Genomic DNA, 17,774 nt, shown 5'->3' with positions numbered 1-17,774 from the left:
TCGGGCGAAGTGCTCGCCCCTGTCGGTGCCGATCCGGTCGCGGATCTAGAGTCGGGCGTATGCAACCGCCCGAGGTCGTGCTCGAGAACGCCGACGCCGTCTACGACTACTACCGGGATCACCGCCAGAACCGGCTCCAGGCCTGGGCGGCGTACGCGCTGCTGGGACGGCGCTTCCACCCGCGCATCCACTACGCGGGCCAGGCCGAGCAGAAGGTGCGGGAGCTGCTGCGTTCCGGGCGGCCGACGATCTTCGCGATCAACCACCTGTCGCGGCTGGACCCCTACACGGTCGCGGCGGCGGCCTGGCGCAGCCCGCTGCGCCGGATCATCGGCCGGGTACGCGTGCTGGCCAAGGACGAGTTGTTCGTCGACCCCGCTCAGCGCCGCAAGGTCGACATGATGGGCGGCATCCCGGTGTTCCGCGGCAAGGACCACGGCATCCGGGCGGTGAACGCGGCGGGACAGCAGATGATGGACATCTGCGCGCAGCGGCTGGCCCGTGGCGACCACCTGGCGATCTTCCCCGAGGGCACCTGCAACGAGGTCGATCCGAGCCGGGTGCAGGCCGTCGGCAGCGGCATCGGGCACATCGCCTTCCGCGCCATGAAACTGGGTGCGCAACCCGCACTGGTGAGCCTGGCGCTGAGCTACGGTCCCCGCCCGCCCGGCGCGGGCGAGCCCGGCAAGGAGGAGGTGAAGTCGGCGAGCTTCTACTTCGGCATGCCGGTCACCGAGCTGCCCGCCAAGCCGGCCGAGATCGCGCGCCTGGTGCGCGCGGATCTGCAACAGGCCGTCGACGGCGCCGTCGCGAACTACTGACCGGGGCCGCTACTGCGGCAGCCCCATCCGCTGCCTGGCCCACTGCGGCACCGAGGCGATGTACTCGGTGTGCGTCTCGACGAAGTGGCGCACCATCGGGCACAGCGGCAGCACACCGAAACCCTCGGCGCGGCTGGCGCTCAATGCCGCGCCCACCAGCTGTTTCGCGTAGCCCCGGTGTTCGTAGCCGGGGTGGATCTCGGTGTGCACGAAGGCGCGTTCGGAGGCCGTGTCCTGGTATTCGGCGTAGCCGGCGAGGTCGCCGTCGACGAAGATCTCGAAACGTTCCAGTGCGGGATTGATGCGGACCTCGGTCGACATGGTTCGACGCTACTCCGCCGGGGCGCGACACGAGACATCGCGACGCGCACGAGTGGGAAATCTCCCGGTCGACTTGTCTGCGCGTGCCGGGCCGATCAGAATGCTCTGTGGCCGAGAGGTACGAAAGATGATGAGGACACGGCTGTTCCGGGCGGTTTCGGCCCTGACCGCGGTGGGCGCCGTCGGTGCGTCGCTGCTCTGCGCAGTCGCGACCGCCGCGCCGGGACCGGTGTTCGGGGACTGCCCCGAGGGCGCGGTCACGCCCGGCGTCGGGGTGCGCTGCGCGGTGGTGAGCGTGCCGATGAACCATGCCGAACCCGACGGTCCCCGAATCGAACTCACCGTCAGCCGCATCGCCGCCTCGGGCGAGCGCCGCGGCGCGCTGTTCACCAACCCCGGTGGCCCGGGTGTCGACGCGCTCGACTTCTGGGCGCAGCGGCTGTCCGCCGTACCCGCCGAACTCGTCGAGCACTACGACCTGCTGGCCGTGCAGCCGCGCGGGCTGCGCTGGGCCACGCCGTTGGCCTGCGCGGTGGATGCGGCCGCGCCCGGCCAGGTCTCGACCACCGACGAGGAACTGAAGCGGGCCTGCGACGCCGCCCAGCCCGGCTACCTCGACACCATCACCACCGAGAACACCGCGCGCGACCTGGATGCGGTGCGCGCCGCGCTCGGCCTCGACCGGATCGACTACCTCGGCACCTCCTACGGCACCTACCTGGGCGCGGTGTACGCTACGCTGTTCCCGGATCGGGTCGGCCGCATGGTGCTCGACTCGAACGTGCACCCGGGCTGGATCTGGACCGAGGAATTCGCCCAGCAGCAGGCCGCGGGCAAGCAGCGCATGGACGACCTGTTCGGCTGGATCGCCGAACGCGACGCCGAATACCACCTGGGCAGTACGCCGTTGCAGGTCTACCGCACCTGGGTGCGGCTGGTCTCGGTGCAGGGCGGCGGCTGGTACGCCAATCTCACCCCGCCGCCCGCGAGCGTCGCCGACTTGCCGGGCGATCTGCCCGAGCCGCTGGCCGAGATCGCCCGCGACGGTTTCAACGGCACGGTCGAGCACCTGGTGAAGGTGCAGAACTTCCTGCGCACCTTGGTGTCCGGCGGCGCCTCGGCCCAGGTACCGCTGATCGGGGCGACGTCGGTGGCCACCTACACCCGAGCGTTCTGGCCGACCTTCGCCGAGGCGATGGCCGCCGCGAACGCCGACCCGGCGAACGTGGCCCGGCTGCGCGCCATCGCCGGTGCGACGGCGACCGATCCCACCGGGCGTTTCGTGTTCTCCGCCATCACCTGCAACGAGAACGCCGTACCCGGCAGGCCGGAGATGCTCGGCGCGGCGGTGGGCACCATCGCCTCGGGCGGCAACGCCCTGGACGCGCGCGCCGATCTGGTGCGTTCCGGGATGAGTTGCGGCACCTGGAAGCCGGTCACCACGCCGGTGCCGATCGATGGCTCGGGCCTGGCGACCACGCCGCTGCTGCTGCAGAGCCGCAACGACGCGCTCACCCGCTACGAGGGCGGACCGGCGATGGCGCGGGCGCTCGGCGGCGCCCTGGTCACCGTCGAGGGCGGCGACCACGGCACCTTCGGGCGCGGCAACCCGGCCGTCGACGAGGCCGTGCTCACCTATCTCCGCACCGGTCAGGTGCACGCGACCGTGCTCCCCGAGGCACCGCTGCCCGGCTGAGCAGCCCGCCTCGGCGAAATTCCCCCCGGCGGTCGAGAATGGCCCGATGACCTCCGTGCCCCGCGTGCTGCTCGCCCCGGACAAGTTCAAGGGCTCGCTGACCGCGCCCGCGGTGGCCGACGCGCTCGCCCGCGGCATCCTCGCGGTCGCACCCGCGGCCGATCTGCGCCTGGTGCCGGTGGCCGACGGCGGTGACGGCACCGTGGACGCGTTCGTCGCCGCGGGGTGGCGGCGGGTGCGGTTGACCGCGCCCGGGCCCACCGGGCAGCCCACCGACGCGTGTTACGCCGTGCGCGGGGACACGGCGGTGGTGGAACTGGCCGCGGTGGTCGGGCTGACGAAACTGCCCGCGCGACAACCCGATCCGCTGGGTGCGAGCACCTTCGGCCTCGGGGTGGTGATCGCCGATGCGGTGGCGGCCGGTGCCCGCGAGATCGTGCTCGGTCTCGGCGGCAGTGCGTCGAGCGACGGCGGCGCGGGGATGCTCCAGGCGCTGGGCGCGCGGATCCTGGACGCGCACGGGCGCGAGGTGGGCCGGGGCGGTGCGGCACTGGCCGCGGCGGCGCGGTTCGATCCCGCCGAGCTGCCCGGCAGGCTGGCCGGGGTGCGGTTCACCCTCGCCTGCGACGTCGACAATCCGCTGCTGGGTGCCAACGGCGCGGTGCGGGTCTACGGCCCGCAGAAGGGCGCCGGCGTCGGTGATCGAGCGATCCTCGAAGCGGCACTGGCGAATTGGGCGCAGGTGATCGATCCGTCCGGTGCGGGCCTGCCCGGCGCGGGGGCGGCGGGCGGCACGGGTTTCGCGGCCATGACGGTGCTCGGCGCCCGATTCCGCAGCGGTATCGAGGTGATCCTGGAGCTGCTGGGGTTACCGGCGCTGCTGCCGGGCGCGGGCCTGGTGATCACCGGGGAGGGTTCGCTGGACGAACAGAGCCTGCACGGGAAGGCACCGATCGGGGTGGCGGACGCGGCCGGGGCGGCGGGCGTGCCCGTGGTCGCCGCCGTCGGCCGGGCGCTCCTGCCCGCCGATCGCCTGCGCGCCGCCGGTTTCACCGCCTGCTACGCGCTCACCGACCTGGAGCCGGACCCGCGGCGCTGTGTCGAACAGGCGGCCGCGCTGCTGGAACACCTCGGGGCGCGAATCGCCGCGGATCACCTGGGCTGAGCCCGAATACGTGACGCCGCCGGGCACGCGACGCCGCCGAGTGCGCCGCACCGCGGAGTACGCGCTGCCGCCGGGCGCGCGCCGCCGCCGGGCACGCGACGCTGCCTGGAACGCGACGCTGCCGGGAACGCGACGCCGCCGAGTACCCCCACGCCGCTGTACTCGGCGGCAGGCGGGGTTCAGCAGCTGGCGGCGAGCCTGCCCAGTACGGTGTCGCGATGCCGTTCGCCCCAGGCCTCGAGCGGGCGCAGCGCGAGTGCGAGGTCCTCGCCGAGCGGGGTGAGCGAATACTCCACGCGCGGCGGGATCTCCGCGTACACCTCCCGGCACACCACCCCGCTCGCCTCGAGCTGGCGCAGGTTCTCGGTGAGCACCTTCTCGCTCACGCCGTCGAGCAGCCGCCGGATCTCGCCGAAGCGCCGCGGCCCCTCGCCCAGCACCCACATCAGGTGCAGCTTCCACTTGCCCCCGACCACATCGATCGCCACGGACATGCCGCACACATCGTGAGCCGTGTCACTGCTGCTGTCCACACCGGCCTCCTGACCATATTTCGGACCTCGGGGTAAGCAACCCCACCTCGACGTACGGTCTTGTCGACTCTACCTGCGCGGACGAGCATCGGACCCACCGCGGAACAAGCAACTCCGACCAGTACACGAAGGGGCATACGATGTCCGAGCAGTCCACCCGTTCGGTCTCCGTGATCGGTCTCGGCCCGATGGGCCAGGCGATGGTCCGGGCCTTCCTCGCCGCCGGTGTCGAGGTGACCGTGTGGAACCGCAGCGCCGCCAAGATCGACGCGATGGTCGCGCTCGGCGCGCGGCGCGCCGCCACGGTCGCCGAGGCGCTGGACGCCAACCAGGTCACCGTGCTGAGCCTGACCCACTACGCCGCCATGTACGACGTGCTCGGCCAGGCGCTCGACCACCTGCCGGGCAAGACGGTGGTCAACCTCTCGTCGGATTCGCCGGAGCACGCCCGCCAGGGCGCGGCGTGGGTTCGCGAACACGGCGCGCGCTTCCTCAACGGCGGGGTGATGTCGGCGGGTGACGACCTCACCCATCCGGCGTCCTACATCTTCTTCAGCGGGCCGCGCGAGGACTTCGACGCCGTGGCCGGCCTGCTGCGCCCGCTGAGCCCGCAGGAGTACCTGGGCACCGACGACGGGCTGGCCCAGCTGTTCTACCAGGGCCTGTTGACGATCTTCCATCCATGGCTGCTGGCGTTCGACCAGGCCACCGCGATGATCGCCAACGCCGGGCACGACATCGGCGCCTTCGTCGAGTACGCGGTGCGCTCCAACGCCGCCTTCCCGCACTTCATGCAGCAGATGTCGGCGGCGAACCAGCAGGGCGGCTGGGCGGACCTGGCGAGCCTGAAGATGATGGACGCGGGCGCGCAGCACGTCATCGACGCGAGCGAGGAGGTGGGCGTCGACGCCACCCTCGCCCACGCCGCACAGGCGTTCTGGCGCAAGGCCGTCGCGGCGAGCGAGGAGGCGGGGCAGCCGGTGTCGACCTACGCGCTGATGCGTGGCGGCGCGGCCTGAACGGCGTGGCGTGCGCGGCGAGACCCGAACCGTGGCCGCCCGAGCCGGGAAGTCTACCGGCTCAGGCGGTTTCGGCGCCGAGGCGTGGAAACGGCGTCGTGGAGAAGACGACCTCGACGGCCACCTCGAAGTAGGCCGCGATGCGCAGCGCCAGGTGCAGGCTGGGGCTGTACTCGCCGCGCTCGAGGTAGCCGATGGTCTGATAGTGCACGCCGAGCGCCTCGGCCAGCTCGCGGCGGGAGATGCCGCGCTCGGCGCGCAGCATCGCGATCCGGTTGTAGATGACCTCAGTAGGCACGCTGCATAGCCTTCTCCCGCCGGGCGGCGACGCTGGAACCGGACTCCCGGCGCGCCATCCTACGCAGCAGCACCGGCGCCACGACGAGCCCGACGGCCGACCAGGCGCCGAGCACCGCCACGGTTGCCGGCCACCGCCACGAACCGCCGAGTTCCACCGCGGCGGCGGCGTCGGGCAGCATCGCCGCGCGCATGCCGAGGCCGAGCCAGTACACCGGGAAGCACTGCGCCAACCCCTGCACCCAGCCCGGCATCGCGGTGATCGGGTAGAAGATGCCCGACACCGCGACCAGGCCCATGATCGGCATGGAGGCGAACCCGACGCCGCGGGGGCTGGTGAACAGCGAACCGATGATCGCCCCGATCGGCAAGGTGGCCAGCATGCCGAGCAGGACGACACCCGCCAGCGCGAACCAGGCTCCGGCAGAGTCCAATTCGACTCCGCCGACCATGAACATCCCCGGGAGGAGCACCACCACGAACGGAACCAGCACCCAGCCGGACACGAGCACGATCTTGCCGACCAGGTAGCCGACCATTCCGTTGGGCGTGGCCTTGGCCTGCAGCAGCGTGCCGTCCTCGCGTTCGGTCGCCAGCAGCTGCGACATGCCGAACATGCCGTTGAAGGCCACCAGCATGCCCAGGATGCTCGGCAACGCCAGCGCGCCCAACCCGAAGCCGCTCGACTCGAAGGTCGCGTCGCGCATGAAATAGAGCACGACGAGCATGATCACCGGCCAGAACAACATGCCGAACAGGTCCTGCCCGTTGGTCAGTGACTGCCGGAACTCGATGCCGCCGCGCGCGAGCCCCGCGCGCACGGCCACGCTGGTCGGATTCATCGCCGTACCTCCTCCAGGGTGCGCACCTCGTCGGTGAGGTCGCCGGATTCGAACTGCCGCACCAGGGTCATGTAGGTGTCCTCGAGCGAGGCGCGGCGGACCTCGAGCTCGCGGATCCGGTCGCCGTGCTGGATGAACAGGTCGTGCACGAACTCGGTGGACTCGGCGGTGGTGTGCACGAAGCGCTGGCCGTCGCGGGTCCAGCGCACTTCGGCCTCGCCCGCGATGCGGCGGGAGAGCTCGTCGGCCGAGCCGTCGGCGATGATCCGCCCGCCGGCCAGGATCAGGATGCGGTCGGCCAGCTTCTCGGCCTCGTCGAGGTCGTGGGTGGTCAGCAGGATGGCGGTCTGTTGGTCGTCGGCGAGGCGGTGCACCAGGTCGTGGAACTCCCGGCGCGCCTGCGGGTCGAAACCGGCGGTCGGCTCGTCCAGGAACAGCAGCTCCGGTCGGCCGACGATGCCGATCGCCACGTCCAGCCTGCGGCGCTGACCGCCCGACAATGCCATGATCTTGCGGTCGGCCTGCTCGCCCAACCCCACGAGATCGACGAGTTCGTCGACGTCCCAGGGCTTCTTGCGGCGTTCGGTGCTGTAGGGGGCGTAGTAGGAGCCGAGGTGGGCGAGCAGTTCACGCACCCGCCACTTGCCGTGATCGCGCCAGGACTGCAACACCACCCCGATCCGCGACCGCCACTGCTCACCGCCCTCGGCCGGGTCGGTGCCCAGCACCGACACCCGGCCCGCCGAGCGCATCCGGAACCCTTCGAGGATCTCGATGGTGGTGGATTTGCCCGCTCCGTTGGGGCCCAGCAGCGTGAGTACCTCACCGTGGTGCGCGCGGAAGGTGACATCGCGCAGCACCTCGGTCGTCCCGTAGCGCATGCGCAGGTTCTCGACATCGATGACTATTCCGTCGCCCACGGTCATGGCGGTCCCTCCCGTTGTAGTGAGCGGATCGCTCGTAGCATATCTACTACATTCCGCAGCAGCAATGCAGTTTCGGCGGAGACGGCGTTGACATGCAGCCGAACGGCTGCCTAAAGTGTTTATGCAGCCGAACGGCTGCCTATGTTGGATCGGTGAGCATGGACGAGGTTTTCAAGGCGCTGGCCGACCCCGGCAGGCGCCGGCTGCTGGACAGCTTGAACGCCCGCAACGGGCAGACGTTGCGCGAGCTGTGCGCGGAACTGGACATGGCGCGCCAGTCGGTGAGCAAGCATCTGGCCGTGCTCGAGGCGGCCAATCTGATCACCACCCGCCGCCGCGGTCGCGAGAAGCTGCACTACCTCAATGCCGAGCCGATCAACGCCATCGCCGACCGTTGGATCAACCGCTACCACCGCGGGCGCGTCGAGGCGCTCGCCGACCTGAAGCACGCACTGGAGGCACTTCCCATGAGCGACAACGCGTTCGTCTACACCACCTACATCAAGACCACGCCCGAGCAGCTCTGGCGGGCGCTCACCGACCCCGCCTTCACCAGCCGGTACTGGGGAGTGAGTTTCGATTCCGACTGGCGCACCGGCTCGCCCGTGGTGTGGCGGCAACGCGGGTGGGTGGGCAAGGATCCCGAGCAGGTGGTCCTCGAATCCGACCCCTATCGCAAGCTGTCCTACACCTGGCACACCATCGACGAAGCGTTCGGCGCCGAATTCGGGCTCTCCGGTGCGGAATTGGCGCAGTGGGCCGCCGAGCCGCGCTCGAGGGTCAGCTTCGAACTCGAGCCGCAGGGAGAGGTGGTGAAGCTGACCGTGGTGCACGACGGCTTCGCGCCGGGCAGCCGGGTGCTCGAAGGGGTCAGCGGCGGCTGGCCCGCCATTCTGGCCGCTCTGAAGACGCTGCTCGAGACCGGGGAGGTGCTGTCCATCGACTGACGGCCGGGAAAACAGTGAGCACTGCTCTTGACGGGGCCGAAGCGGCGGTGAATACTGGTCTCAACAGAGAGCACTGCTCACAAAGGAGTCGATATGACCACCGCCACCCGCTACCTCGCCCCCACCGGCCTCGACACCGTGTTCAACCGGATCATGCCGTGGCTGCCGCGGCTGGGCATCGACCTGATGGGTGCCCGCATGCTCGCCGTGCGCGGCCGCACCAGCGGGCAGTGGCGCACCACGATCGTCAACCTGCTCGAGGACGAGACGGGTGCGCGGTATCTGGTGGCCCCGCGCGGACGCACCCAGTGGGTGCGCAATCTGCGGGTGGCCGGTGGCGGCGAACTGCGGCTGGGCCGCACGGTCGAGCCGTTCGTCGCCGCCGAGCTCGACGACGCGGACAAGACGCCGATCCTGCGGCTGTATCTGCGCAAGTGGGGCTGGGAGGTCGGCCGGTTCTTCGAGGGCGTCACCAAGGATTCCAGCGACGCCGAATTGGCGGCCATCGCGCCGGGATTCCCGGTCTTCCGAATCCAGGAAACTTCGGCGGCCTGACCCGTCGGGCAGGCAAACGGCCTACCGGGTGGCGAGGAATTCGATTGCCGCGGCGTAACCCTGGATTCCCATTCCGGCGATCACCGCCGTCGCGATCGGGGAAATGTAGGAGTGGTGCCGGAATTCCTCGCGCGCATGCACATTGCTGATGTGCACCTCCACGATCGGCACCTCCGGAATCACCAACGCGTCCCGCAGGGCCACCGAGGTGTGCGTGAGTCCACCCGGATTGACGACAATGGCCGATGTCGCCCCGCGTGCCTCGTGGATCCGATCGATCAGCGCGCCTTCGTGATTGGACTGGAAGGCGGTGATCGTGCGGCCGAACCGCGCCGCCGTCCGCTCGCACAGCGCGACGACGTCGTCGAGGGTGTCCGCGCCGTACACCTCGGGCTGGCGGGTGCCGAGCATGTTCAGATTCGGTCCGTTGAGAACCAGGATCGGGGCGATGCGGTCGGCCATGTGCTCACCCTAGCCGCACCGCATCGCCGTCGACGGCGCAGCGCTCACAACCCCTTCGGGCCCTCCGAACGCAGATCCTCGACCTTGCGCATGGCACTGCGCAGTTCCGCCAGCCACTCCTCGGCATGTTTGCCGGCCAGTCGCACGGTCCAGGCCAGCGCGTCGGAACGGGACCGGGCCACGCCCGCGTCCACCAGCGTGTCGAGCACCTTGCGCTCGGGCTGGCGCAGCCGGGTCATCACCGGGACCGACAACTGGGTGAACATGATCCGCTCGCCCTCGACCGTCACACCCCAGGCGACCCGCCTGCCGTAGCGGTGCTGGGCCTCGTTGGCGATCTGCATCCGGGCAGGCCGGGTGCTCTCGCGGAACCGGGCGACCGCGCCCTCCTTGGTGGCCTCCGGGACGGCCGCGGTCGTCGCCTCCCCCGCTTCGTCGCCGGACGATTCGGGTCGTGGCAAGGGGAGCTCGCCGACGACCACGATCTCGTCGCGGTCGATCTCGATCTCCGGCGGACCCGTGAACCAGTCGCTCGGCAATCGACCGGCGAACCAGTCCGGCGCATCCACCGGGTCGGGCAGGTCGGCCTGCTGCCACCCGCCCGGTCGTCCGAATCCCCGTCCGTGTCGCATAGGGCTCACCCGCTCACTTCTGCTTTCGTTGTTACAGTGATTACAACGTTACGCCGCAAGGGCGCGGCGCGGTTCTGCTCAGCGTGAACAGGCACGGTGGCGGCCCGGCTCCCCTCGCGCCGCGCGGCCCGGTACGGTGGCTGCGCGGGTTATCGGCTTGTAACCGGAACGCCGACCATGATCGACCACTCGAGCCCGGGTATTCGGGCACAATTGGGTAGCTGAGCATGGGTAACGCCCCGGTCACCGGGGCGTCGCGGGCAGATCCTTTTCAGGTACGGTGGTCTTGTTGCTGGAGTGACAAGAGTGAAGAGTGGGCGACATGGATGTGTGGGGATCCCGCCGCTTTCGCGTCCGGGGCGCATTGGCACTCGCGGGGGTGGCGGCTGTGGTGCTGGCCTCGGGTGCGTGCGGGGTCCGCGCGGAAGCGACTGAGCCCGAAGCGCTCGTCGACCGTTTCACCGAACTGCTCGACGAACAGGACTACCGCAAGGCCGCGGAGCTCACCTCCTACCCGAACGCGGCGTCGGCAACGATGCAGCAAATGTTCGAGGGATTGCAGCCGGGCACCGTCGACTACGAGAAGACGCAATTCATCGGCCTGGATTCCGAGTCCGCCATTTTCAGCATGGACGTCGACTGGAACTTCGGCGAGAACAAGAACTGGGGCTACAGCCTGCAGGGCACCGTCCGCAAGCTGGCGATCGGCTGGCGGATCTCCTGGGAGCCCGCCCTGGTGCTGCCGGAACTCCAGGGCAACCGCACGGTGAAGCTGGTGCGCACGATGCCCTCCCCGCCGCCGCGGGTGGTCGACATCGTCGGCGAGCCGCTGATGCACGAGCAGATCATCAACGTGATCAAGCTCGACCCGGCGAAGATGCCCGATCCGGTCGCGTCCACCAACGCGCTGGCCGAGGCGATCGAGCCGGTCGCCCCGCTGATCACCGGGCCGAGCCTGATGCAGCAGCTCGCCACCGCACAGGGCAAGCCGATCGTCGCGGTGAACCTGCGCGAGGGCGACTTCGCGATCCTCGAGCCGCGGATGGCCCCCATCCCCGGCGTGGTGATGGAGAAGCAGCCGCGGCTGATCTCCTCCGACCGCCGGGTCTGGTCGCCGATGCTCGACGCACTGCGCAAGGTGTGGCAGGACAGTCAGGACCAGCACGCGGGCTGGGGCGTCCAGGTGTTCGAGCCGGACGGCCGGTTCATCCGGCAGGTCGCCGGCCACCAGGGCCCGCCCGGACCCGACATCGCCGCGACGATGGATCAGCGGCTACAGCGCGCCGCCGAGGACGCGGTCGTCAGCGTCGGCACGCCCGCCTCCATCGTGGCGATCCAGCCGTCCAGCGGCGCGGTCGTCGCGGTCGCGCAGAACAGCCAGGCCAGCGAGCACGGGCCGGTCGCGTTCACCGGGCTCTACCCCGTCGGTGGCGCGGTCGAGCTGCTGCGCTCGGTGGCGGCGCTGGACAAGAACAAGGCGCCCCAGGACGTCACCGTGCAGGAGGCCGCCGAGGCCGCGGGCAGGCTCGGCATCGGGGTCGACTTCCAGGTGCCGGGTCTGGACGAGGTGACCGGGCGGCTCGCCATCGGCGGTCGCGGTGCCGAACAGGTCCGCCAGGGCGGAGCCACCGACGCGGTGCTGGCCAGCCCGTTCGGCATGGCCATCGCGGCCGCGGCCATCGCGCGCGGCGAGGTGCCCGCACCCGCCATCGAGCGCGACCGGCCGGGCAGCACGGACGCTCAGCTCACGCCGCTGGGCGGACCGGTGACCGACCGGCTGCGCACCATGTTGCAGGAGGCGATGGCGAGCCCCGAGCTGGCGCCGCTGCGCCCCTACCCGGTCATCGCCTACGCCGCCACCGCGGGGTCGGACGGCTGGCTCGTCGCCAACATGGGCGATTTGGCCTTCGCGATCCACATCGACGAGGCCGACAGCGGCAACGCCACCGCTCGGATGGCCGCGCGCATGCTCCAGTCCCTGGCCCAGCCCGAGACCCCCTGACCGGTGGTCAGGTGAGTGCCGAGACGGCCGCTCGCCAGCCGATCAGGAACAGCGCGAGCACGGTGCCCGCCACCAGGACGAAGCTCGGCGCCGTGCCCTGCCCGGCGACCACCCGCAGCAGCATTCCGCCGACCAGCGTGCCCGCCCACACCAGCACCGCGGTCGGCCACACCGCCGTCGGCACGAACGGCACCCGACGCTGCCTGCTCACCAGCACCGCGAGCAACCAGCCGAGCGCCAGCCCGACCGCGAACGGCCACAGCGTCTTCGCCAGACCCGCGAGCACCGCCTCGTCGTGACTGCGCCGCCCGATGGCGCAGAACAGGGCCACCAGGACCACGTCGACCACGACCGCCAACACCACTTTCCGCACGGGGTCAGCGTAGTGGCGGCCCGGCGGAGCTCGGCTCGGGCGGGGCTCAGCCGCGCCGCCCGGCCTCGAATTCCTTCTCGAATTCGGCGTCGTCGGCCTGCGGGGTGCGGAACAGGAAGGCGAAGACGATCCAGCCGACGATCGCCACCAGCACGAAGCTGACCATCCGATACACGAAGGCCGCGGCCACCGCCTGCGCCGCGGGCAACCCGGCCGCCGCGGTGAGCCCGTAGATGAGGGTGGCGTCGACGTAGACGATGCCACCCGGCGCGAACGGGATCGAGCCGACGGCCTTGCCCGCGCTGAACGCGATCAGCAAGCCCGCGATCTTCGGGTCGGCACCCACCGCGTAACAGGCCGCGCCGAGGCAGGCCACATCGGCGAGGCGGTGCACCAGTGCCCAGACCGTCACCCAGGCGCCGTCCCCGGTGCCGAGGTCGACCGATTCCAGCTGGGCCAGCAGGTCGCGCACCTTGGTCGTCCCGTGTTCGCGCGGCTGCTTGCGGATCCGGTTGACCACCCCGAGCACGCGGCGGACCAGGGCCTCCAGTCCGCCGGGGTGGTCGGAGAGGTGGTTGCCCGCCCACACCAGCACCACCACCGCGGCCAGCGTGAGGATCAGTTTCACCGGACCCACCCGCTCGCCGACCAGCAGCGCGCCACCCACGGCCAGCAGCGCCAGCCCGGCCGCGGAGATCACCCCGGAGATCACCAGCTGCCAGGAGGCCACCATCGGGCTCGCGCCCCAGCGGCGGGTCTGCCGGTAGGTGAAGGCGGTGGAGAAGACCTGGCCGGCGGGCAACGTCACCGACATGGCGGTGGCGCCGTAGACGACGGCGACCGAGCGGCGCTGACTCACCGCGACCCCGCCCGCGCGCAACAGTTGTTTCTGCACCCGGCCGAAACCGCTCATCGACAGGGCCTGCAGGAGGACGCAGGCGGCCAGGAAGCCCCAGTGCATCTCGGTGAGGCTGCGCCAGGACTCGTGCAGCCGGGGCCAGAGATAGACCCCCTCCCCGACGAGCAAGGCGATCAGCGCGACGCCGAGGACCCAGCGCACCCAGCGGAACCGGCGGCTCGGCGAGGGCGCCGCCGGAGCGGGTCCGCGCGCCGAGTCCCCGTTGGCCGTCACCCGGTCAGCCTAACGAACGCGCCGTTTCGCCGTCCGTCTCCGCCGGCGCGGTCACGCTGTCCTTCGGCCAGGCCAGCTGCGTCTTGCGGCGTCTGCCGCGCAGCTGGACCTCCTCCCCGGTGATCCACAGCCGCTGCTCGGCCTCCTCGGCGAAGTACAGCGCGCTGCCCGAACCGAGCACCCGGCCGGGATGGTCCTTGGCGAGTTCGGTGAGCCGGGATGCCTCGTTGACCGGGTCGCCGATGACGGTGTACTCGAACCGGTTGGCCGCGCCGATGTTGCCCGCGACCGCCAGGCCCGCCGACACCCCGATGCCGATGTCGAGTCCGGGCACCTCGCGCAGTGCCTCGCGCAGCTCCCTGGCCGCGGCCAGCGCGGCGGTCGGCGCGTCGGGCCGGTCCAGCGGGGCGCCGAAGATCGCCAGCGCCGCGTCGCCCACGAACTTGTTGACGAAACCGTGGTGGCGGTCGATGACGTCGACGACGATCCGGAAGAACTCGTTGAGCAGGCTGACCACCTCGGTCGGTGGATGCTCGGCGGCGGTGGCGGTGGAGCCGACCATGTCGACGAACAGCACCGCCACGAACCGGGTCTCCCCGCCCAGCTCGGTGCCGTAGTCGAGGGCGCGCTGGGCGACCTCCTCGCCGACGTGCTGGCCGAACAGCTCCTGCAACTGCCTGCGCTTGGCGGCCTCCTCCATCATGCGGTTGAAACCGACCTGCAGCAGCCCGATCTCGCTGCCGTCGAACACCTCCACCTGGACGTCGCGGGCGCCCTCCTGCACCCGGTCGATGGCCTGGCTGAGCTGGCGCACCGGATCGGAGATGCTGGAGGCGGTGAGCATCGACAGCGCCAGCGCCTGCATGATGACCACCCCGCACAGCAGCAGGATCGAGATGGCCAGCGACTGCGCGGAGAACTTCACGTCCGAGGAGATCTGGGTGACGCACAGCAGCACGATCGCGATGGTCGGGGCGAACGTGCCCATGCCCCAGGTCATCGCCATCCTGGTGCCGACGCCCGGGGTGAGGGTGTGGTCGAAGGTGCCCTCGGTGAGCGCCTGCGCGGCGACCGGGCGCAGGATGCGCTCGCCGAGCATGTAGGTGAAGCCGAACACGATGGTCGCGGCCATGCACAGCGTGACGATCACCGCGCCGGCCAGTCGGGGCGATTCGGAGATGATCAGCGAGGCCAGCACCGCGCCGCCGAACAGCCACAGCACCAGGTGCAGGATCGCCTGCCGCAGCGGCGCGTGCAGGGCGGCCATCTGCTCCTGCCTGCTCGGCGGACCGCCGCGCATCTGCCACCGCATCACCGGACGCAACATCAGGGCCGAGGCGGCCAGGCTCAGCAGCCCACCGGTGACGAAGACCAGGCCGGGGACGAGCAGGCCGGTGCGCCTGGCATCGGCCACCTCGCCTTCCGGAACGGGGAGCCCGTATTGCAGGAACGCCCACACCAGAACCGCGCCGAAGGCGTTGGCCAACAGCATCGATGTCAGGTACAGCGGCCAGCGCGTTCGCATGGTCTGTTTGACCGCTTCCAGGGGCGCCGACACGCTCACCAATCTAGCGTTTCGATCATGTGCGCATGTTCGCGGCGGTGACCGGCCATTAGGCTCACCGAGGTGAGCGACCCCGAGGACGATGCGCCGCGCAGCGCCGCGGACGCCGTGCACCCGATCGTCCGCCAGAGCGCGGAGTGGGCATGGCGGCTGCTCGTCGTCTTCGCGGCCGTGCTCGCCGTGGCGATGCTGGTGCAGAAGCTGGCCACCGTGGTCATCCCGATGGCCATCGCGCTGCTCGCGGCCGCGTTGCTCGCGCCGCTGGTGGACTTGATGCAGCGGCTCGGCGTGCCGCGCTGGATCGGGGTGTTCGTCTCGCTGGTCGGTTCGCTCGGACTGGTCGCGGGCATCATGACCTTCGTCGTCGAGCAGTTCGTGGCCGGTGTGCCGCAGCTGTCCGACGAGGTCACCGCCAGCATCCACAAGATCCAGGACTGGCTGATCAACGGCCCACCGCACCTGAGCGACGAACAGATCCGCAACGCGGGCGACGCCCTGGTCAAGGCCATCCAGTCCAATCAGGACAGCGTCACCAGCGGTGCGCTCACCACCGCCACGGTGATCGGGCACATCCTCACCGGTACCTTCCTGACGCTGTTCATCCTCATCTTCTTCCTCTACAGCGGTGATCAGATCTGGGAGTTCGTCACCAGGATCGTGCCGACCAAGCACCGCGAGCGGGTGCGGCTGGCCGGTGAACTCGGGTTCGGCACGCTGGTCGGCTTCGTGCGGGCCACGGTCGCGGTCGCGGCAGTGGACGCGATCGGCATCGGCGCGGGCCTGGCGATCCTGGGGGTGCCGCTGGCGCTGCCGCTGGCCTCGCTGGTGTTCATCAGCGCGTTCATCCCGATCATCGGCGCGTTCCTGGCCGGCTTCATCGCGGTGTTCATCGCCCTGGTCACCAAGGGCCTGGTGACGGCGCTGATCGTGCTCGGCATCATCATCGCCGTCATGCAGCTGGAAAGCCATGTGCTGCAACCGCTGCTGCTCGGGCGCGCGGTGAGCATCCACCCGCTGGCGGTGGTGCTGGCCATCGCGGCCGGCCTGGTGCTCGGCGGGATCGCGGGCGGTCTGCTCGCGGTGCCGTTCGTGGCGGTGATGAACACCGCGATCCGTTCGCTGCTGGCCGAGAGCCCCGAGGAAGCCTACGGCGAGCTGCTCGGCGGCGAACCCAAGCTGTATTCGGCCGAGCCGGACAAACCCGATCTCGGCCGGTTCGACGTGGCCGCGACGCTGGCCGGGGAGTCCATGCGCCCGGACAGCCCGCTGCGCGGCCGACCGGCGACGGCTCAGGACGAGGGGACCACCGATGAGCCGGATCCCGCCCGGTGAGCTGAGCGCCGACGACGCCGCCACCGTTCCGCTGTGGCGGGCGGTACAGGCCTTCCGGCTGGTGACCCTGCTGTATGCGATCGGCCAGCAGATCGCCTCGGTGCCCTACTACCACAACCAGCGGCTGAGCTGGGTGTTCATCGCGCTGATGGTGGTCTGGTCGGGTGCGTCGGCGCTGCTGCTCTCGCAGTGGCGCAGCACCGGTATGGCGCGGGTGCGGGCCGGGGTGGTGGTCGGCGACCACGTGGTGGTGATCGGGTTGATCGCGGCGACCCGGCTGGTCGCCGACTACGACTGGTACCACGGCCACCAGACCCTGCCGACCACCATGTGGGCGGCCAACGCGGTGATCTCGGCGGCCATCCTGCGCGGGTGGGGGCTCGGCATCGCCTCCGGGCTGCTGATCTCGGCGGTGATCATCACCGTGCGCGAGCAGTGGGGGCAGGACGTGTGGACCGACGCCACCGCGCCGGTGCTGGTCTCGGTCGGGCTTGCGCTCGGCCTGGCCGCCGACACCGCCCGCCGCGCCCAGGACCAGCTGCGCCGGGCAGTGCGGCTGACCGCGGCCGCCGAGGAACGGGAGCGGCTGGCCCGCGAGGTGCACGACGGGGTGCTGCAGGTGCTCAGCTACATCAAGCGTCGCGGCGCCGAGATCGGCGGGCCCACCGAGGAGTTGGCGCAGCGGGCCGGTGAACAGGAGGTCGCGCTGCGGGTGCTGATCTCCGAGCAGGGCGGCCGGGAGGACGCCGGAGGCAGCGAGGTGGACCTGCGTCCCCTGCTGACGGCGCACGCCACCCCGACGGTGTTCGTGTCCACGCCCGGCGAGCCGGTGCGGGTCGGGCGCTGGGTCGCGGGTGAGATCGCCGCCGCCGTCGCCACCGCGCTCGCCAACGTCGACCTGCACGCCGGACCCGACGCGAAAGCCTATGTGCTGCTGGAGGACACCGGTGCGGAGCTGATCGTCAGCGTGCGCGACGACGGCGTCGGCATCCCGCCGGGACGGCTGGCCGAGGCGGAAGCCGAAGGGCGGATGGGTGTGTCGCGTTCCATCGTCGGCCGCATCGCGGCGCTGGGCGGGCAGGCCGAACTGCTCAGCGACGGCGGGGACGGCGAGGGCGTGGAATGGGAGTTCCGGGTGCCGCGCGGCTGAGCCCG

General features: G+C 70.7%; 19 protein-coding genes. 9 read left to right on the top strand and 10 right to left on the bottom strand.

Annotation, left to right across the window (positions count from 1 at the left end; translation table 11 throughout):
• Nucleotides 1-59 precede the first annotated feature (59 nt).
• Nucleotides 60-821: a 1-acyl-sn-glycerol-3-phosphate acyltransferase gene (locus tag CRM89_RS21415; protein WP_060593993.1), complete on the top strand. Its 762-nt coding sequence runs from the start codon at nucleotides 60-62 to the stop codon at nucleotides 819-821.
• 9 nt (nucleotides 822-830) lie between these two features.
• Here CRM89_RS21415 and CRM89_RS21410 read toward each other — a convergent pair whose 3' ends face one another.
• Nucleotides 831-1,142, bottom strand: a complete 312-nt coding sequence (locus CRM89_RS21410) for a GNAT family N-acetyltransferase (protein WP_011212043.1) — start codon at nucleotides 1,140-1,142, stop codon at nucleotides 831-833.
• Nucleotides 1,143-1,269: 127 nt separating this feature from the next.
• Between CRM89_RS21410 and CRM89_RS21405 the strand changes: the two genes are divergently transcribed.
• A complete protein-coding gene (locus CRM89_RS21405; protein WP_098085872.1) occupies nucleotides 1,270-2,838 on the top strand; it encodes an alpha/beta hydrolase in 1,569 nt (522 codons plus the stop codon).
• Nucleotides 2,839-2,884: 46 nt separating this feature from the next.
• Nucleotides 2,885-4,003: a glycerate kinase gene (locus CRM89_RS21400; protein WP_098085869.1), complete on the top strand. Its 1,119-nt coding sequence runs from the start codon at nucleotides 2,885-2,887 to the stop codon at nucleotides 4,001-4,003.
• 179 nt (nucleotides 4,004-4,182) lie between these two features.
• Here CRM89_RS21400 and CRM89_RS21395 read toward each other — a convergent pair whose 3' ends face one another.
• The gene (locus CRM89_RS21395; protein WP_011212040.1) at nucleotides 4,183-4,536 is read right to left on the bottom strand and encodes a helix-turn-helix domain-containing protein; all 354 of its coding nucleotides are present in this window, start codon (nucleotides 4,534-4,536) and stop codon (nucleotides 4,183-4,185) included.
• 17 nt (nucleotides 4,537-4,553) lie between these two features.
• Here CRM89_RS21395 and CRM89_RS21390 point away from each other — a divergent pair, with 17 nt between their 5' ends.
• Complete coding sequence (locus CRM89_RS21390; RefSeq protein ID WP_255266260.1) at nucleotides 4,554-5,555, top strand: NAD(P)-dependent oxidoreductase; 1,002 nt, start codon at nucleotides 4,554-4,556, stop codon at nucleotides 5,553-5,555.
• Nucleotides 5,556-5,616: 61 nt separating this feature from the next.
• Here CRM89_RS21390 and CRM89_RS21385 read toward each other — a convergent pair whose 3' ends face one another.
• Genes CRM89_RS21385 through CRM89_RS21375 form a run of 3 tightly spaced genes read right to left on the bottom strand, consistent with a single transcriptional unit; the run spans nucleotide 5,617 to nucleotide 7,620 of the window.
• Nucleotides 5,617-5,853, bottom strand: coding sequence for a helix-turn-helix transcriptional regulator (locus CRM89_RS21385; protein WP_050768188.1), 237 nt, complete (start codon nucleotides 5,851-5,853; stop codon nucleotides 5,617-5,619).
• On the bottom strand, nucleotides 5,843-6,694 hold the full coding sequence (locus tag CRM89_RS21380; RefSeq protein ID WP_098085866.1) for an ABC transporter permease: 852 nt from the start codon (nucleotides 6,692-6,694) through the stop codon (nucleotides 5,843-5,845). The genes CRM89_RS21385 and CRM89_RS21380 overlap by 11 nt, the downstream gene beginning before the upstream one ends.
• Nucleotides 6,691-7,620 (bottom strand): ABC transporter ATP-binding protein, encoded by a 930-nt coding sequence (locus CRM89_RS21375; protein ID WP_011212036.1) that lies wholly within the window; start codon nucleotides 7,618-7,620, stop codon nucleotides 6,691-6,693. The genes CRM89_RS21380 and CRM89_RS21375 overlap by 4 nt, the downstream gene beginning before the upstream one ends.
• A gap of 158 nt (nucleotides 7,621-7,778) precedes the next feature.
• Here CRM89_RS21375 and CRM89_RS21370 point away from each other — a divergent pair, with 158 nt between their 5' ends.
• Entirely contained in the window at nucleotides 7,779-8,567 is a 789-nt protein-coding gene (locus tag CRM89_RS21370; RefSeq protein WP_086845647.1) for a metalloregulator ArsR/SmtB family transcription factor, read from the top strand.
• A 93-nt stretch (nucleotides 8,568-8,660) separates the two neighbouring features.
• A complete protein-coding gene (locus tag CRM89_RS21365; protein WP_098085863.1) occupies nucleotides 8,661-9,122 on the top strand; it encodes a nitroreductase/quinone reductase family protein in 462 nt (153 codons plus the stop codon).
• Between the two features lie 21 nt (nucleotides 9,123-9,143).
• On the opposite strand, the gene aroQ is transcribed toward CRM89_RS21365, so the two are convergent.
• On the bottom strand, nucleotides 9,144-9,584 hold the full coding sequence (aroQ, locus tag CRM89_RS21360; RefSeq protein WP_098085861.1) for a type II 3-dehydroquinate dehydratase: 441 nt from the start codon (nucleotides 9,582-9,584) through the stop codon (nucleotides 9,144-9,146).
• A 44-nt stretch (nucleotides 9,585-9,628) separates the two neighbouring features.
• A complete protein-coding gene (locus CRM89_RS21355; RefSeq protein WP_098085858.1) occupies nucleotides 9,629-10,216 on the bottom strand; it encodes a hypothetical protein in 588 nt (195 codons plus the stop codon).
• A 322-nt stretch (nucleotides 10,217-10,538) separates the two neighbouring features.
• Between CRM89_RS21355 and CRM89_RS21350 the strand changes: the two genes are divergently transcribed.
• Nucleotides 10,539-12,218, top strand: coding sequence for an NTF2-like N-terminal transpeptidase domain-containing protein (locus CRM89_RS21350; RefSeq protein WP_220276264.1), 1,680 nt, complete (start codon nucleotides 10,539-10,541; stop codon nucleotides 12,216-12,218).
• Nucleotides 12,219-12,225: 7 nt separating this feature from the next.
• Here the strand turns inward: CRM89_RS21350 and CRM89_RS21345 are convergent, their stop codons facing one another.
• The 3 genes from CRM89_RS21345 to CRM89_RS21335 are packed head-to-tail and all read right to left on the bottom strand — an operon-like array spanning nucleotide 12,226 to nucleotide 15,248.
• Entirely contained in the window at nucleotides 12,226-12,591 is a 366-nt protein-coding gene (locus CRM89_RS21345; protein ID WP_060593999.1) for a DUF3054 domain-containing protein, read from the bottom strand.
• A gap of 46 nt (nucleotides 12,592-12,637) precedes the next feature.
• The gene (locus CRM89_RS21340; protein WP_098085853.1) at nucleotides 12,638-13,723 is read right to left on the bottom strand and encodes a YbhN family protein; all 1,086 of its coding nucleotides are present in this window, start codon (nucleotides 13,721-13,723) and stop codon (nucleotides 12,638-12,640) included.
• A gap of 4 nt (nucleotides 13,724-13,727) precedes the next feature.
• A complete protein-coding gene (locus CRM89_RS21335; RefSeq protein WP_170916156.1) occupies nucleotides 13,728-15,248 on the bottom strand; it encodes an adenylate/guanylate cyclase domain-containing protein in 1,521 nt (506 codons plus the stop codon).
• A 102-nt stretch (nucleotides 15,249-15,350) separates the two neighbouring features.
• Between CRM89_RS21335 and CRM89_RS21330 the strand changes: the two genes are divergently transcribed.
• Both CRM89_RS21330 and macS read left to right on the top strand, forming a co-directional pair.
• Nucleotides 15,351-16,619 carry an AI-2E family transporter gene (locus CRM89_RS21330; RefSeq protein WP_098085850.1) on the top strand — a complete coding sequence of 423 codons (1,269 nt, stop codon included), beginning with the start codon at nucleotides 15,351-15,353 and terminating at the stop codon, nucleotides 16,617-16,619.
• Nucleotides 16,597-17,769 carry a MacS family sensor histidine kinase gene (macS, locus tag CRM89_RS21325; RefSeq protein ID WP_050768187.1) on the top strand — a complete coding sequence of 391 codons (1,173 nt, stop codon included), beginning with the start codon at nucleotides 16,597-16,599 and terminating at the stop codon, nucleotides 17,767-17,769. The genes CRM89_RS21330 and macS overlap by 23 nt, the downstream gene beginning before the upstream one ends.
• Nucleotides 17,770-17,774 lie beyond the last annotated feature (5 nt).

This window comes from Nocardia sp. FDAARGOS_372, from assembly GCF_002554515.1.
Classification (GTDB): domain Bacteria; phylum Actinomycetota; class Actinomycetes; order Mycobacteriales; family Mycobacteriaceae; genus Nocardia; species Nocardia farcinica.
The sequence above is the reverse complement of the archived record's forward strand: the minus strand, read 5'-3'. Positions and strand labels throughout refer to the sequence as shown.

Coding starts and splice junctions, on each gene's coding strand:
- CRM89_RS21350 (WP_220276264.1), top strand. CDS start 10,539: ATGGATGTGTGGGGATCCCGCCGCTTTCGCGTCCGGGGCGCATTGGCA.
- CRM89_RS21380 (WP_098085866.1), bottom strand. CDS start 6,694: ATGAATCCGACCAGCGTGGCCGTGCGCGCGGGGCTCGCGCGCGGCGGC.
- CRM89_RS21405 (WP_098085872.1), top strand. CDS start 1,270: ATGATGAGGACACGGCTGTTCCGGGCGGTTTCGGCCCTGACCGCGGTG.
- CRM89_RS21370 (WP_086845647.1), top strand. CDS start 7,779: ATGGACGAGGTTTTCAAGGCGCTGGCCGACCCCGGCAGGCGCCGGCTG.
- CRM89_RS21355 (WP_098085858.1), bottom strand. CDS start 10,216: ATGCGACACGGACGGGGATTCGGACGACCGGGCGGGTGGCAGCAGGCC.
- CRM89_RS21365 (WP_098085863.1), top strand. CDS start 8,661: ATGACCACCGCCACCCGCTACCTCGCCCCCACCGGCCTCGACACCGTG.
- CRM89_RS21415 (WP_060593993.1), top strand. CDS start 60: ATGCAACCGCCCGAGGTCGTGCTCGAGAACGCCGACGCCGTCTACGAC.
- CRM89_RS21400 (WP_098085869.1), top strand. CDS start 2,885: ATGACCTCCGTGCCCCGCGTGCTGCTCGCCCCGGACAAGTTCAAGGGC.
- macS (WP_050768187.1), top strand. CDS start 16,597: ATGAGCCGGATCCCGCCCGGTGAGCTGAGCGCCGACGACGCCGCCACC.
- CRM89_RS21375 (WP_011212036.1), bottom strand. CDS start 7,620: ATGACCGTGGGCGACGGAATAGTCATCGATGTCGAGAACCTGCGCATG.
- aroQ (WP_098085861.1), bottom strand. CDS start 9,584: ATGGCCGACCGCATCGCCCCGATCCTGGTTCTCAACGGACCGAATCTG.
- CRM89_RS21335 (WP_170916156.1), bottom strand. CDS start 15,248: ATGCGAACGCGCTGGCCGCTGTACCTGACATCGATGCTGTTGGCCAAC.
- CRM89_RS21410 (WP_011212043.1), bottom strand. CDS start 1,142: ATGTCGACCGAGGTCCGCATCAATCCCGCACTGGAACGTTTCGAGATC.